17 protein-coding genes and 2 pseudogenes are annotated in these 13974 nt (G+C 43.4%); 15 read left to right on the top strand and 4 right to left on the bottom strand.

Annotated features, from left to right (window positions below; all coding sequences use genetic code 11):
* Positions 1–201 precede the first annotated feature (201 nt).
* Positions 202–1434, top strand: a complete 1233-nt coding sequence (gene coaBC, locus CCS41_RS03610) for a bifunctional phosphopantothenoylcysteine decarboxylase/phosphopantothenate--cysteine ligase CoaBC (RefSeq protein WP_119797718.1) — start codon at positions 202–204, stop codon at positions 1432–1434.
* Positions 1412–1870, top strand: a complete 459-nt coding sequence (dut, locus tag CCS41_RS03605; protein ID WP_072551103.1) for a dUTP diphosphatase — start codon at positions 1412–1414, stop codon at positions 1868–1870. Before coaBC ends, dut begins: the two co-directional genes overlap by 23 nt.
* 328 nt (positions 1871–2198) lie before the next feature.
* Here the strand turns inward: dut and zitB are convergent, their stop codons facing one another.
* The gene (zitB, locus tag CCS41_RS03600) at positions 2199–3128 is read right to left on the bottom strand and encodes a CDF family zinc transporter ZitB (protein ID WP_072551102.1); all 930 of its coding nucleotides are present in this window, start codon (positions 3126–3128) and stop codon (positions 2199–2201) included.
* Positions 3129–4195: 1067 nt separating this feature from the next.
* Between zitB and CCS41_RS03595 the strand changes: the two are divergent.
* Both CCS41_RS03595 and CCS41_RS17605 read left to right on the top strand, forming a co-directional pair.
* Positions 4196–4935 (top strand): annotated as a pseudogene (locus CCS41_RS03595) (dermonecrotic toxin domain-containing protein).
* A gap of 10 nt (positions 4936–4945) precedes the next feature.
* Positions 4946–5206: pseudogene (locus tag CCS41_RS17605) on the top strand (dermonecrotic toxin domain-containing protein); the annotation flags it as partial.
* Here CCS41_RS17605 and CCS41_RS03580 read toward each other — a convergent pair.
* Positions 5159–5982 (bottom strand): IS5 family transposase gene (locus tag CCS41_RS03580; RefSeq protein ID WP_240313793.1). Its coding sequence is split into 2 segments (ribosomal slippage): positions 5159–5595 and positions 5595–5982, totalling 825 coding nucleotides; the frame shifts between segments, so codons are not numbered across the junction. The pseudogene CCS41_RS17605 and the gene CCS41_RS03580 overlap by 48 nt on opposite strands.
* Positions 5983–6106: 124 nt before the next feature.
* On the opposite strand from CCS41_RS03580, the gene CCS41_RS03575 reads away from it, so the two are divergent.
* The 8 genes from CCS41_RS03575 (at position 6107) to CCS41_RS03535 (ending at position 11653) form a co-directional block, all read left to right on the top strand.
* Complete coding sequence (locus CCS41_RS03575; RefSeq protein ID WP_119797231.1) at positions 6107–6544, top strand: hypothetical protein; 438 nt, start codon at positions 6107–6109, stop codon at positions 6542–6544.
* 28 nt (positions 6545–6572) lie between these two features.
* Positions 6573–6818 (top strand): IS630 transposase-related protein, encoded by a 246-nt coding sequence (locus tag CCS41_RS03570; RefSeq protein WP_240313841.1) that lies wholly within the window; start codon positions 6573–6575, stop codon positions 6816–6818.
* Positions 6819–7205: 387 nt separating this feature from the next.
* The gene (locus CCS41_RS17600) at positions 7206–7424 is read left to right on the top strand and encodes a transposase (RefSeq protein ID WP_240313886.1); all 219 of its coding nucleotides are present in this window, start codon (positions 7206–7208) and stop codon (positions 7422–7424) included.
* A gap of 175 nt (positions 7425–7599) precedes the next feature.
* Positions 7600–8316: a hypothetical protein gene (locus CCS41_RS03555; protein WP_119963832.1), complete on the top strand. Its 717-nt coding sequence runs from the start codon at positions 7600–7602 to the stop codon at positions 8314–8316.
* A 173-nt stretch (positions 8317–8489) separates the two neighbouring features.
* Positions 8490–9313 (top strand): IS5 family transposase gene (locus tag CCS41_RS03550; RefSeq protein WP_240313840.1). Its coding sequence is split into 2 segments (ribosomal slippage): positions 8490–8877 and positions 8877–9313, totalling 825 coding nucleotides; the frame shifts between segments, so codons are not numbered across the junction.
* Between the two features lie 25 nt (positions 9314–9338).
* Positions 9339–10055, top strand: coding sequence for a phage tail tip fiber protein (locus CCS41_RS03545; RefSeq protein WP_162859981.1), 717 nt, complete (start codon positions 9339–9341; stop codon positions 10053–10055).
* 130 nt (positions 10056–10185) lie between these two features.
* A complete protein-coding gene (locus CCS41_RS03540; protein ID WP_119797227.1) occupies positions 10186–11208 on the top strand; it encodes an IS630 family transposase in 1023 nt (340 codons plus the stop codon).
* A gap of 172 nt (positions 11209–11380) precedes the next feature.
* On the top strand, positions 11381–11653 hold the full coding sequence (locus CCS41_RS03535; protein WP_240313839.1) for an IS630 transposase-related protein: 273 nt from the start codon (positions 11381–11383) through the stop codon (positions 11651–11653).
* A gap of 35 nt (positions 11654–11688) precedes the next feature.
* On the opposite strand, the gene CCS41_RS17595 is transcribed toward CCS41_RS03535, so the two are convergent.
* Both CCS41_RS17595 and CCS41_RS03525 read right to left on the bottom strand, forming a co-directional pair.
* On the bottom strand, positions 11689–11880 hold the full coding sequence (locus CCS41_RS17595) for a transposase (protein WP_240313880.1): 192 nt from the start codon (positions 11878–11880) through the stop codon (positions 11689–11691).
* A gap of 265 nt (positions 11881–12145) precedes the next feature.
* Positions 12146–12514, bottom strand: a complete 369-nt coding sequence (locus tag CCS41_RS03525; RefSeq protein WP_119797717.1) for an IS630 transposase-related protein — start codon at positions 12512–12514, stop codon at positions 12146–12148.
* Positions 12515–12621: 107 nt separating this feature from the next.
* On the opposite strand from CCS41_RS03525, the gene CCS41_RS03520 reads away from it, so the two are divergent.
* Genes CCS41_RS03520 through CCS41_RS03510 form a run of 3 tightly spaced genes read left to right on the top strand, consistent with a single transcriptional unit; the run spans position 12622 to position 13974 of the window.
* Entirely contained in the window at positions 12622–12843 is a 222-nt protein-coding gene (locus tag CCS41_RS03520; protein WP_119797090.1) for a hypothetical protein, read from the top strand.
* A gap of 21 nt (positions 12844–12864) precedes the next feature.
* Complete coding sequence (locus tag CCS41_RS03515; protein ID WP_072551155.1) at positions 12865–13206, top strand: phage tail protein; 342 nt, start codon at positions 12865–12867, stop codon at positions 13204–13206.
* A gap of 15 nt (positions 13207–13221) precedes the next feature.
* Entirely contained in the window at positions 13222–13974 is a 753-nt protein-coding gene (locus CCS41_RS03510; RefSeq protein ID WP_072551154.1) for a phage minor tail protein L, read from the top strand.

Genomic DNA, 13974 nt, shown 5'->3' with positions numbered 1-13974 from the left:
ACCGCAACTTTTCAATATTATTCGGTACTCTTCAAGACCTTTTAGCACCACATTGATTCAATATTATCGGTTGATAAGTATGACATTGAACATTTTCCAGGACGATCTTCCTAACAGGAACATGCGAAGTACCTCGCAAATTTGTTCAACGATTATGCTAACATATTGTTTCTTTCTTCTCTGATAAGGATAATTGTGATGATGGGGTTCGTCGACAATCGTACCGAACTCACTGGCAAACGTATTGTGCTCGGTATTAGTGGAGGGATTGCTGCTTACAAATGCCCAGAGCTAGTGCGCCGTTTACGTGATAAGGGTGCAGTAGTACGTGTTGTAATGACCGAAGCGGCTAAGGCTTTTATTACTCCACTCACATTACAGGCGGTTTCGGGTTATGCCGTCGCTGACAATTTGCTCGATCAGGCCGTAGAAACGGCAATGGGGCATATTGAGTTAGCTAAATGGGCTGATCTTATCGTTATAGCGCCGGCTAGCGCGGATTTACTGGCACGTGTTGCTGCCGGTATGGCGAATGATCTGTTGACAACCCTTTGTTTGGCCAGTTCTGCTCCCGTTGCCGCTATCCCCGCGATGAACCAACAGATGTACCATGCCAGCGCTACTCAGGCTAATCTACAAGTGCTAGCAAGTCGCGCGATTCTACTGTGGGGGCCAGGTAGTGGCAGTCAAGCTTGCGGTGATATTGGCCCTGGTCGGATGCTTGAACCTTGTGAAATAGTTGCTCTAGTACAGAGTCATTTTTTTAGCAAGCAAGACTTAAAGAAGCTACGCATCATGATTACTGCTGGACCAACACGTGAAGCACTGGACCCGGTACGTTTTATCAGTAATCAAAGTTCAGGCAAAATGGGTTTTTCTATCGCTCAAGCAGCGGCAAAACGTGGAGCACAAGTGACCTTGATTTCTGGGGTGGTGCATTTAGCAACGCCGCCAAGCGTAAAACGTATTGATGTGATCAATGCATTGGAGATGCAGCAAATTGTGCAGCGAAACGCGGCAACACAACATATTTTTATTTCTTGTGCCGCCGTCGCTGATTATCGTGTTGAACAGGTATCAGATAAAAAAATCAAAAAACAGGGCGAAGAAATCATGCTAAAAATGGTCAGAAATCCAGATATCGTTGCTGGTGTAGCATCAATGATGGATGACCGTCCATTTGTCGTTGGATTTGCCGCCGAAACCGATAATGTGGAAGAATACGCTCGACAAAAATTGGTACGAAAAAATCTGGATCTTATTTGTGCTAACGATGTATCCCTTGAAAAAAATGGGTTTAATAGTGATACCAATGCATTGCACCTTTTTTGGTCGACAGGAGAAAAACGTTTATCGCACAGCGATAAATCTCTCCTCGGTCAACGTTTATTAGATGAGATTATTAGCCGTTATGAAGAAAAAAATCGACGTTAAGATAATGGATCCTAGAATGGGTAAAGAATTTCCCTTACCGACATACGCAACTGCCGGCTCGGCGGGGCTGGATTTGCGGGCCTGTTTAGATGAAGCGTTAGATTTAGCACCAGGAGAAACCACGTTATTGCCAACCGGATTAGCTATTCATATCGCCGACAGCAGCTTGACTGCCATGATTTTGCCGCGCTCTGGATTAGGCCATAAGAACGGCATTGTTTTAGGTAATCTGGTCGGATTAATTGACTCAGATTATCAAGGGCAATTGATGGTATCTATATGGAACCGCGGTAAAAAATTTTTCACTATCGAGCCTGGTGAGCGTGTTGCTCAAATGGTGTTGGTGCCTGTGGTACAGGCTGGATTTAATATTGTTGAAGAATTTACCAATAGTGAGCGTGGCACTGGTGGTTTTGGTCATTCAGGGCGTCAATAAACATTAGACTTCTTGTAAAACCGTAATTCGTTATGCGAAGTCGATGCACCCGAAGCACAGTAACCGCAGTGTACACACGCAAACATGAGGATTGTGAGCACCATGTAACACCGAGTTCATACCACGCAGTAGGTATGCAAAAGGTCTATTTAGTAAAACTGTAGCAAGCACCGTGACATTAATTTGAGTGATTTTGATTGAACCTGTTCGAAATCGTCGTAAGCACCGCCCACAAGCCCGCCAAAGATGGTGGGCTGAGGTGTGCTTGAACAAGGTTTCATCCTATCATGTAACATTAGTGATAAGTAATGGCTCGACGTAATGTCAATTAATGATGATGTACCTTACAGGTAGTGCTAACTAACTGGCCGATATCACAATCTGCTTTCTTGCAATGTTGATATTCTGTCTGGATAGTGGCGTGGGCAATATTATAGTGTGTTAACAGATACTGTTGAATTCGCTGCAATAAATCATCGTGATCATTGGGTGGAGCAACCTGCACGTGTAGCGTCATTAAACGCTGTTCACCCGCTTGCCACAAATGAACATGATGAACGTCACGAACTTCATCGATGTTAGTGCACAATGCCTGACGTAATTTATCGATATCTACGTCGTGCGGGGCACCTTCGAGCAATTCGTGAAAGCTTTCTTTCAGTAAACGCCAGGCACTACGTAATACTAGTACTGAAACTAAGATAGACAAGATAGGATCTATCGGTGTCCAACCCGTCATTAGGATCACAATCGCAGCGACAATCGCACCTACTGAACCCAATAAATCGCCAAGTATGTGCAAAGTTGCAGCGCGTACGTTGATATTTTTTTCTTCCGTGCCACGATGCAATATCCAGAAAGAGAAGAGATTAGCAAAAAATCCAGCGATAGCAACTATTAGCATAGGAACGCCCAGTACGTCATGTGGTTCCACAAAACGGTGCATCGCTTCCCAGACAATCAATAAAACGATCAAAAATAAAGCGCCGGCGTTAACGAACGCCGCTACGGTGGTCAAACGCAGATAACCAAAAGTATGGCGCATATTGGGTTTACGCTGTGCAAAGTGAACGGCAACCAGTGCGAGCAGTAACGCCATCGCATCAGTTACCATATGACCCGCATCCGCTAATAGTGCTAGCGAGCTAGAGAGTAAACCGCCAATGACTTCTGCAACCATAAATAAGGTGGTGATTATAAAGGCTATCAGTAAACGTCTACTATTACTGTCTTGTAGAAAAAATGAGGAATTAGCCATCGTTTATCCTAAAGTTATGTGCCAAATTTCATTATGGCGGATTTTTTATGATCTGGGATTGTACATCACTTCGCATTATCCACCCGCGGGTGGATGCTTTTTTTATCATTTAGTGGAATGGCTACAGGCTATCAATTACTTTGCCTACGCCAGTGTTTTGCCTTCGTCGCTGATGGCACCTCTAAGATTGGCCCGTGTTTGTCTCTAACAGTGTAAAAAATAAGGCTATCAGCGCACATTAAAGTGGTACTTCACAAGGTTTTAGATGCCCCTATTAGAAAAAAAATTGCCGAGGGAGCCTTTTAGATTAGAGTACCGCCTGGTTATTCACTGTACAATATGGAGGAATGATGCTTAACGTCTACTGGTACAAACTCATATCCATGGTACAAATAAAATTGCGCATAAGGAAGTATAGCCTTTCAAGTCATTTGTTCTGAACGCAACAACCATCACCGTGATGGAAGGAATCTGTACTGATAAATTAGAAACGGTGACGACTGAGGAGATTCGAGCTACCATTAATGCGAACAGTTAAAAAAACTGGACGGTTCGATGCGATAAACCGATTTGGAACGACAAATAACACCTCAACTCCTGTGGGGCAATATACGTGATTCGATCTTTCTTTATGATGATGGCTGTCTCGTGTTCGACAAGATTACTATATCGTTGATAAAAATTTCCTGCATCACATTGAGTTGGTTAGGTGGTAATATAAGGGAATTATTAAGGGAATTGGGGTGGTAATTTGTGTCTATGTTGATGCAAACACACAAGGCCACTGGATTATTGATTACCGTATTTACGATCCATAGGTTGATGGTAAGAAGAAAATCTAAACAATTAACCGGTCTTGAACACTGTCAACACCGTAAAGCATGTATTCAAATCATATCACTTGTGCTTTTTTATTTTGAATACACCTCGCTGATATAAATAGAAAAAATAAACGAACTCTCCATCAAGTTAAATTTGGAGTGCTTGGTGATTCTTTCTATCAGCAATTGAAAAATCCCTCACAGGGAACGACGCTTTTGTAAGTCCTGATATTAAGAGAAAAAAACATGCAAACTAAACCTACTAATGTGCAACCATCTCAGGATGCTCTTGCCTTAACAACCGAATGGCATATGGTACCTTACAGCGAATATAATGCTGGTACATCTTGCTCAGCGCCTGCTGAAGGCGTTATTCAGGAAGATTTGTTGCTCAGGGACAGAAAAAGCTATATCGAAAAAGTAAATAGACTGAAAGAGAATTACCCACAAATAATCCCATCAGCCGCAAAATATCTCAAAGATGCTATTAAAGAAAAATATGGTTTAGATATTAATCCCAATAAAACTTTTTTTAACAGATTTAATTATGCATCCAGTTCATCTGAAACTTTTATTGGCTGGGAGCATAATGGTATTCCCGTGGAATCAAAAACATTAACGGAACGTTTGTTAGGCAATTTTGGTGCCGAAGATCGCCTTAATTCCGACGAACTCAGTAGCAACAATTTGGCAAACACAATGAGGTTCGCCTGTTGCCCGTTGATTTTATGAAAATAGTAATCGAAAGTAACTTTAGCAAGAAATATATAGATAAACTCCGTGAATTCTGGAGAGCGAATGAAGATACTTTTCGCATCGTGAATAAAAGATTATTTATCGCCTCAGCCAGACATCAGCACGAGACTGGGAATTTATCTGCGCAAGGGCTGGCGCTGGTACTGAAGACAACTGCAGGAGACACCCTGAACGATCGGAAAATTTCCATGGTAGAATTGGAAAAAAATTTTCTGACCGCAAAAAAATAGCCTATCTACCTTTGATATTTATGGCTATCCGGCAAACGATATGCTGTTGGTTCACGGTGCCAACGGAAAAATTATTTTATACAAACCAGGTGGTGATAAAACATTTCATGAGTTTGATGATAAACAACAGCTTAATAACTGGGTTCTGGAACAGGCTGGAGACAGTCATAAGCGCGCGGAACTTGCCAGTCACTTTTCATTAGACCTCTTCGGAAACTCTGATTTATCTAATTTCCATGTTATAAATTGCTGCAATCAGATTAAATCGTAATCCAAAACGTTTTCGCCTGTTTCGATAACGATCTGATACGATTTTAAATCGTTTAATCATACCAATGACATTTTCGTTTAATACACGCTGGCTTGATAACTCACGATTGTTGCGTTTATCTTCTTTTGTTAAGGGATTTTTCTTTGTCTTTTTCTTAGGCAACGCCGAGTTTGAATGGATCTTGCCAAGCCCTTGGTAACCTGTATCTGTCACTGTTTTGATTTCAGGATGTATTCGCACGCCAGACTCTTTGAACAACCTAAAATCATGACGCCTCCCATGAGTAAAGCTTGTACAGATGACTGCTTTGCTTTTTTTATCGACGATCACTTGGGTTTTTAAGGTGGGTCGTTTCTTTTTTCCTGAGTAAAACTGCTTTTGTTTTTTTGGGGACGTTCAATCGGCGTTTCTGTGGCATCAATAAGAACGAGTTCATACTCCCTATCACTTTTTAATAAAGCTTTGCGTCCAGGGAGTGCAAAATCAGGATGCTTTATTAGCGTATTTTCTATCCATTTAATCGTTTCATAGCAGGTGCTCTCACTCACCCCATCGCTTCGGCTAACATGAAAATAAGTGCGATATTCCCGTAGATACTCAAGGGCCATTAATAAGCGATCTTCTAAACCCAGCTTGGGTTTCCGACCTCCTTTCCCTTGCTTACATTTATCTGCTTCATTCAATATCTTTATCATCTTTTCAAATGTACTGCGTTTAACTCCGGTTAAGCGCCGAAATTTTTCCTCTTCCAATACCTTTATTTGTTCATATTTCATGGGGGCTCCTTGTTCAGGAGATTTTTAACAACATTCCTACATGAATGCTATAGCAGGCGCCGTATCAGTTGATTATGAAAATCAGAAATAACATATTGATATTAATTAATATTTATTAACAAAAGTGATCACGTTACATGGCGCCTGCTATAGTTTCCGAAGAGGTCTATTATATAACCGACAGGACGTTCATTCTTATTCTGGAGTTGACACTGCTCTCAGGGAACTTGGCCAGAATCACTGGGACAGTAAATACATTAATTATGATCCAAAACCCATCAGAGAAGACGCTTTTACCTGGTTGACACAACAGGCTAAAGAGCGCACGGAAGCTGATGCCAATACACTGACTACCACCAATGGTGAGGTTTTCAAAGAACAACTATTAATGAACCTGAGAGCGGCGGCAGATATAGCAGCCGTGAGCATGCTCATTTTTCCAGGACTGGGGAGCCTGACGTTGTTGGGCATTGGCGCAACTCAGACTGGACTGGGTACAGATAAAGCCATCAACGGTGATACGCAGTTACAACGCAGCCAGGGTGTGGGTGATATAGCGTAGGCTTTATAAATTGATGTATAATTTCAAGATGACTTATCCATTAAAATTTCGCCAACATATATTGGCTATTAAAGAGCAAGAAAAGCTTACATATGCCCAAACGGCCACACGTTTTTGTATTGGAACCGCAAGTCTAATGCGCTGGGCTAAACGAATAGAACCTTGTCTGACACGTGATAAACCCGCCAGTAAAATAGCTCGAGCGGCGTTGATTCTTGATGTGGAAACCTACCCTGACGCGTCTCAATACGAGCGAGCCCAACGTATGGAGTGAGCGCTAGAGGTATCTGCCATGCGTTAAAACGGGCAGGGTTTAGCTATAAAAAAAACATTTTATCATCCACAAGCCAACGTCCAATCCCGAGAAGATTTTCAGGTCAAGATCCAGGCCTATGAAGCCAGCGAGCCCCCCATTATTTACGTGGATGAAAGCGGTTTTGCTCATGAGATGCCCCGCCTCTACGGCTATTGAGCTAAAGGTAAGCGGTGTTACGGTCAACATGATTGGCACGCTAAAGCGCGTACCAATGTCATCGGCGCTCAGCTTAACGGAAAATTAACCACCGTTTGTGCCTTTGAATATAATATCAATAGCGATATTTGTTATGCGTGGGTAACCCAAGACTGACTGCCAAAAATCCCTCAAGGGGCTGTCATCGTGATGGATAATGTGAGCTTTCACAAACGCCAGGATATCCAGTCTGCTAGACAAAAATCCGGTTTTATTCTGGAATATCTCCCGACGTATTCTCCTGACCTCAACCCAATTGAGCACAAATGGGCTCAGGCTAAAGCCCTTCGTAGGAAACGACAATGCGATATCGACACTCTCTTTCTGACCCTTTGTTTTGAATCAATTTATACGGCTACAGCCATATGATTAACGGCGGGGTCAATATGCTGTTTGGCACGATGGGGACAAGAGCCCCCATTGATGAATCTAAAGTATTAGACCCTCAAATTTTTGATGCATATGAAATCCAACCAGGCCTTTCAGCCGGATCTTCTCCACCTGATATACTTCAGAGGATGTTTCAGGAACATTTGCCAATCGTATGTCTAGCCGTATCAATCGTATGTTAAGTCGGACTGTGGTGCATGAACGAGGACTAAAAGCTATTTGGCAAAACGATGTTGTTAATGGCCGAGCAATTCATGATACTGTAGATGATATGGTGGAAACCCTTCGGAAAGCTAGGACTGCGCTTGATACTGAAAAAGGGAGAAAAATAGCAGCTGCGTATTTGGGATATGACACGCCCGGTGAGTTGACTGATATAGACATTAAAAATATTAAGAAAAATATAGAATCTCTTGAAGAGACCGGAAAATGGTTGCAAAGCAATGAAAAGAGTGTAAGGAGGGTGTCGATCCACGATCAAAAAAGAGGGAACGTCGTTGCGTATTATAGTCCAAAGAAAAATAAAATAGCGTTCAATGATGCGTTTTTCACAAAGGATAGAACGGAAAGGTTACAAATTCTGTTACACGAAAGTGTGCATGCAAGTATTAAAGTGGATGGTGCACCAGTACCAGATTACTATTATTTGAGAGGCACTGGTCGACCAGAAGCAGAGGGCATCCTTCCGCACCCCACTACGAGCAGAAGAAATGAGCAATTAGGTATATCCCGTGGATCATTAAGGTTAAATTATTTCATGGGACGGGATGGGCATCTTTTATACAGTAATTTCATTAAAGGAATGGAAGCCGAAAATATAACACATGCTGCGATCATTTTTATGGAAAACCCAGAGGTTCGGCGCGGTTGATTAATAGACCTCTTCGGAAACTATAGCAGGCGCCATGTAACGTGATCACTTTTGTTAATAAATATTAATTAATATCAATATGTTATTTCTAATTTTCATAATCAACTGATACGGCGCCTGCTATAGCATTCATGTAGGAATGTTGTTAAAAATCTCCTGAACAAGGAGCCCCCATGAAATATGAACAAATAAAGGTATTGGAAGAGGAAAAATTTCGGCGCTTAACCGGAGTTAAACGCAGTACATTTGAAAAGGTGATAAAGATATTGAATGAAGCAGATAAATGTAAGCAAGGGAAAGGAGGTCGGAAACCCAAGCTGGGTTTAGAAGATCGCTTATTAATGGCCCTTGAGTATCTACGGGAATATCGCACTTATTTTCATGTTAGCCGAAGCGATGGGGTGAGTGAGAGCACCTGCTATGAAACGATTAAATGGATAGAAAATACGCTAATAAAGCATCCTGATTTTGCACTCCCTGGACGCAAAGCTTTATTAAAAAGTGATAGGGAGTATGAGCTCGTTCTTATTGATGCCACAGAAACGCCGATTGAACGTCCCCAAAAAAACAAAAGCAGTTTTACTCAGGAAAAAAGAAACGACCCACCTTAAAAACCCAAGTGATCGTCGATAAAAAAAGCAAAGCAGTCATCTGTACAAGCTTTACTCATGGGAGGCGTCATGATTTTAGGTTGTTCAAAGAGTCTGGCGTGCGAATACATCCTGAAATCAAAACAGTGACAGATACAGGTTACCAAGGGTTTGGCAAGATCCATTCAAACTCGGCGTTGCCTAAGAAAAAGACAAAGAAAAATCCCTTAACAAAAGAAGATAAACGCAACAATCGTGAGTTATCAAGCCAGCGTGTATTAAACGAAAATGTCATTGGTATGATTAAACGATTTAAAATCGTATCAGATCGTTATCGAAACAAGCGAAAACGTTTTGGATTACGATTTAATCTGATTGCAGCAATTTATAACATGGAAATTGGATAAATCAGAGTTTCCGAAGAGGTCTATTTTGTTAAGTGGGCAAAATGGCAAAAAATTCTCGCCCTTTGCGGTAAAAAATAATCAAGTCTTTATACGTGAGGGCTTTATTCAAGATGCGACCATTGGCAGCGCTCAAATAAAAGAGGCCGCCATCACTAATACAAAAATTGGTGGGCCTCTCCAGTCGACAAACTGGGCGGCAGGCCGTTCAGGATGGAAAATAGAGAAAGCCGGACACGCTGAGTTTAACGATGCCACCTTCAGAGGGACGATATATGCCACCGATGGCTGGTTTAAAGGGACAGTGTCTGCGGATAAAATAGAAGGGGATATTCTGGACATGTCTCCTAATTTTTTTAAAACAAAAAAAGGCAGCATTCCCGATAGCCAATCTGTAATATTCCCTTTGTTTTATATAAAAAAAACAGCCTCACCACGAAGAGTGTTGCTATTAGGGAGAAAAGAGAAAGGGATAGCCTTGAGCGTATCACCTGATTGGGTCAGAGCAACGATAACCCGTGATGGCATGGATGTGCAATACCTTGGGAAAGCCGGGGCGGGGCTATTAGGAGAGTATGTTAACGCTGTCAACGAAGATATTGATATCACCATCCCGGCAGGTGAAGGGGAGGTATTAATTGGTTTAAGATTACAATCTACAAGGGGTAAGCTTAGAATGTTCAACTGGACGGCAAGCGGTGATATCTACACCATGAAAAACGCAGCCAGTATCAAAATAGCCTGATTAAGATGAATATCCTCCTATGAATTTTACCGTATGTGGGAGGACGTGTTCTGTCATCCAAAATTTTATATATACCCGTGATCAATGAAGATGCTTGATTTTGAAGTCGATAAGGATCATGCTCATAGCCATGAAAATAGAGCTGACTGCTGACCAGAAAATTACCCTCGAAGCCCAACATCGTCAAAGCCATGACCGCCGTGTCTGTGACAGGATCCGGTGTGTTTTGTTGTCCGCAGACGGCTGGACTCCCCTTATGATTGCTCACTCACAGCTCATTAATGAAACCACGGTGCGGCGCCACCTTACAGACTATCATAAACTCAACAAGCTCAAGCCTGAAAATGGCGGCTCCGATGGCTATCTCAATGCGGAACAGACCACGTCGCTGGTTGAACATCTCACCCAGCCGCTCTACCACCACAATCACCAAATTGTGGCCTATATCGCTGGACGCTGGAACATCACCTTTACCGTATCAGGTCTGTATAAAGGGTTGAAGCAGCATGGCTTTAGCTATAAAAAGCCGAAAGGTGTTCCGCATAAATTTGACGTTGAGAAACAGCAGCAATTTATAAAGACCTACAGCGAATTGAAAGACGCCGCGGGTAATGACCCCATACTGTTTATTGATGCCGTTCATCCGACACAAACCACCAAAATAAGCTACGGCTGGATACGAAAAGGCCAGGATAAAACGATAGAGACCACCGGGAGCAGAACGCGGTTGAATATCATGGGAGCCTTGAGCATCCAGAATGTGGCTAACCCCATAATCCGTGATGATGAGACGATTAACAGCGAAAATGTGGTTCACTTCCTGTCTGCCATTCGCGCGCATTATCCCATCACGACAACGGCACATGTGATCCTCGAGGGTGCAGGCTATCACCGTTCACAGCTTGTGCAAGACGCCGCGCTTACGTTGAATATCCAGCTTCATTACCTTCCGCCGTATAGCCCGAATCTAAACCCGATAGAGCGATTGTGGAAGGTGATGAATGAGCAAACACGAAACAATAGATATTACCCATCTAAACAGAGTTTTAAGAACGATATCTTAAACTTCTTTGAGGTGAAGCTACCACAAATGGCAAGTTCTCTGGTATCTCGCTTAAACGATAATTTCCAGGCGCTAAATCCTGCATCTTGATTTCACTTGGGTATATATAGCATCGGCAGTATAAATTGATTTATACTGTTGAAATGAACTCTCCATTAAAGTTTCACTTTCTATAGATGACTTATCCCTTAAAATTCCGCCAACATGTGTTGACTATTAAAGAGCAAGAAAAGCTCACCTATGCCGAAACAGCCACCCGTTTTTGTGTGGGGACAGCGAGCCTAATGCGCTGGGCTGGGCTAAACGTATCGACCCTTGCCTAACTCGTGATAAACCGGCGACCAAAATAAATCACGCCGCGTTGCTCCTTGATGTGGAAACCTATCCTGACGCGTCTCAATACGAACGCGCTCAACGTATGGGGGTCAGTGCTCGAGGGATAGGCGATGCGTTAAAACGGGCTGGGTTTAGCTATAAAAAAAACATTTTATCATCCCAAAATCGACGTCCAAGCACGAAAAGATTTTCAGACTAAGATACAGGCTTATGGCTGTAGCCGTATAAATTGATTCAAAATAAAGGGTCAGAAAAGAGAGTGTCGATATCGCATTGTCGTTTCCTACGAAGGGCTTTAGCCTGAGCCCATTTGTGCTCAATCGGGTTGAGGTCAGGAGAATACGTCGGGAGATATTCCAGAATAAAACCAGATTTTTGTATAGTAGACTGGATATCCTGGCGTTTGTGAAAGCTCACATTATCCATCACGATAACAGCACCTTGAGGGATTTTTGGCAGTCAGTCTTGGGTTACCCACGCATGAAAAATATCGCTATTGATATTGTATTCAAAGGCACAAACGGTGGTTAATTTTCCGTTAAGCTGAGCGCCAATGACATTGGTACGTGCTTTAGCGTGCCAATCATGTTGACCGTAACACCGCTTACCTTTAGCTCAATAGTCGTAGAGGCGGGGCATGTCATGAGCAAAACCGCTTTCATCAACGTAAATAATAGGGGTCTCGCTGGCTTCATAGGCCTGGATCTTGATCTGAAAATCTTCTCGGGATTGGGCGTTGGCTTTTGGATGATAAAATGTTTTTTTTATAGCTAAACCCTGCCCGTTTCAACGCATGGCAGATACCTCTAGCGCTCACTCCCATACGTTGGACTCGCTCGTATTGAGACGCGTCAGGGTAGGTTTCCACATCAAGAATCAACGCCGCTCGAGCTATTTTACTGGCGGGTTTATCACGTGTCAGACAAGGTTCTATTCGTTTAGCCCAGCGCATCAGACTTGCGGTCCCAATACAAAAACGTGTGGCCGTTTGGGCATATGTAAGCTTTTCTTGCTCTTTAATAGCCAATACATGTTGGCGAAATTTTAATGGATAAGTCATCTTGAAATTATACATCAATTTATACAGCCTACGCTATATGAAGCCTTATATCTGATGCGCGGTTATGCGGAAGGGGGCCCGGTCAGTCATCGCCAAACAAAATCACCGTGCCCCCTTCATTGGGGAGGCAAGGGAAAGCTACAGCGGTAGCAATCAACGTGGGGGATATTAATATTTTGAATCAAGGGATGGGACAGCAATCCAGCCCAAGCACACAGGATAGCGCCGCCCTGCGAAAACAAATCAAAACAGCGATTACCACGACTATCAGTGAACAGCTCAGCAAGCCCGGTACGCCTTTATGGATGGCGATGCACGGGCGGGGGTGATTAAATAATCAGGATACAATTATGGCAATCGATACCTTCACCTGGCGTACTCAGGGTACCCCGGAGGGCAGTTTTTTACATCGCGTCAGGGTGGCGCAGTTCGGTGATGGCTACAAACAGGTTGCGGGCGACGGAATCAATCCCGAAAGCCAATCTTGGCCGCTAACCTTTCAGGGCACCGAAACAGACATGCTGCCGTTACTCACCTTTGTTCGCCAACACTGCATACAACCTTGCTTGTGGACACCACCCTATGGGGTGCTGGGCCTCTACCGCGTGGCAACCGATTCTATCCGGGTCACTCCGTTGGGAGGTAATATCCTGTCCATCAGCTTTATCTTTGAGCAAGCCTTCCAGCCTTAAATAGCGAGTAACATCATGGCAATCCATACCGACCTGCAACGTCTGTTGCCAGGCAATCGCATTCGTCTGTTCGAAGTCGATGGCACACAATTTAATGCCGATATTTTGCGCTTCCACGCGGATACCTTAGCCCATACACCGGAAGAACTGACCACCGCTGCAGCTGATGAAACCAAGCTCAACGCAAAATCCATCTGGTGGCAAGGTAAGGAATATGCTCCCTGGCCCGTACAGATAGAAGGACTGGAAACCGCCAGTGATGGACAACAAGCGCAACCCAGATTAACCGTTGCCAACCTCGATGGCAGCATTACTGCCCTGTGCTTGAAATTTGACGACATGGTACAAGCTAAAGTTATTATTAACGACACCTTCAAACACTATCTGGATGCGCGTAATTTTCTAGAAGGCAATCCCGAAGCCGATCCGACACAAGAAAAAGTCCAAGTCTACACCATTGACAGTAAATCCATGGAAACCAGCGAGATGGTTGAGTTTACCCTCTCCAGCCCGGCGGATTTGCAAGGCTTGTTAATTCCTACACGGCAAATCCATTCGCTGTGCACCTGGGCGATGCGTGGTGACTACCGCAGCGGCAGCGGCTGTGATTATGCGGGTAGCCAGTATTTTGATGAGCAGGGCAACCCCACCGATGATCTGACCAAAGACAGATGCACTGGCCGGTTAGTGGAATGTAAAAAACGTTTCGGCAAACATAATCCGTTACCTTTTGGCGGGTTTCCAGGCTCAGCACTGATAAAGAGATGA

Origin of the sequence: Candidatus Fukatsuia symbiotica (assembly GCF_003122425.1) — a bacterium.
GTDB classification, from domain to species: domain Bacteria; phylum Pseudomonadota; class Gammaproteobacteria; order Enterobacterales; family Enterobacteriaceae; genus Fukatsuia; species Fukatsuia symbiotica.
Note: the sequence above shows the minus strand (reverse complement) of the source record. Positions and strands in the feature narration are given on the sequence as shown.

Bases quoted from the DNA above. Each gene is read 5' to 3' on its own strand.
- dut (WP_072551103.1), top strand. From the start codon at position 1,412: ATGAAGAAAAAAATCGACGTTAAGATAATGGATCCTAGAATGGGTAAA.
- CCS41_RS03515 (WP_072551155.1), top strand. From the start codon at position 12,865: ATGGCAATCGATACCTTCACCTGGCGTACTCAGGGTACCCCGGAGGGC.
- CCS41_RS03525 (WP_119797717.1), bottom strand. From the start codon at position 12,514: ATGACTTATCCATTAAAATTTCGCCAACATGTATTGGCTATTAAAGAG.
- CCS41_RS03510 (WP_072551154.1), top strand. From the start codon at position 13,222: ATGGCAATCCATACCGACCTGCAACGTCTGTTGCCAGGCAATCGCATT.
- zitB (WP_072551102.1), bottom strand. From the start codon at position 3,128: ATGGCTAATTCCTCATTTTTTCTACAAGACAGTAATAGTAGACGTTTA.
- CCS41_RS17595 (WP_240313880.1), bottom strand. From the start codon at position 11,880: ATGGATAATGTGAGCTTTCACAAACGCCAGGATATCCAGTCTACTATA.
- CCS41_RS17600 (WP_240313886.1), top strand. From the start codon at position 7,206: ATGGATAATGTGAGCTTTCACAAACGCCAGGATATCCAGTCTGCTAGA.
- CCS41_RS03570 (WP_240313841.1), top strand. From the start codon at position 6,573: ATGACTTATCCATTAAAATTTCGCCAACATATATTGGCTATTAAAGAG.
- CCS41_RS03540 (WP_119797227.1), top strand. From the start codon at position 10,186: ATGAAAATAGAGCTGACTGCTGACCAGAAAATTACCCTCGAAGCCCAA.
- coaBC (WP_119797718.1), top strand. From the start codon at position 202: ATGGGGTTCGTCGACAATCGTACCGAACTCACTGGCAAACGTATTGTG.
- CCS41_RS03555 (WP_119963832.1), top strand. From the start codon at position 7,600: ATGTCTAGCCGTATCAATCGTATGTTAAGTCGGACTGTGGTGCATGAA.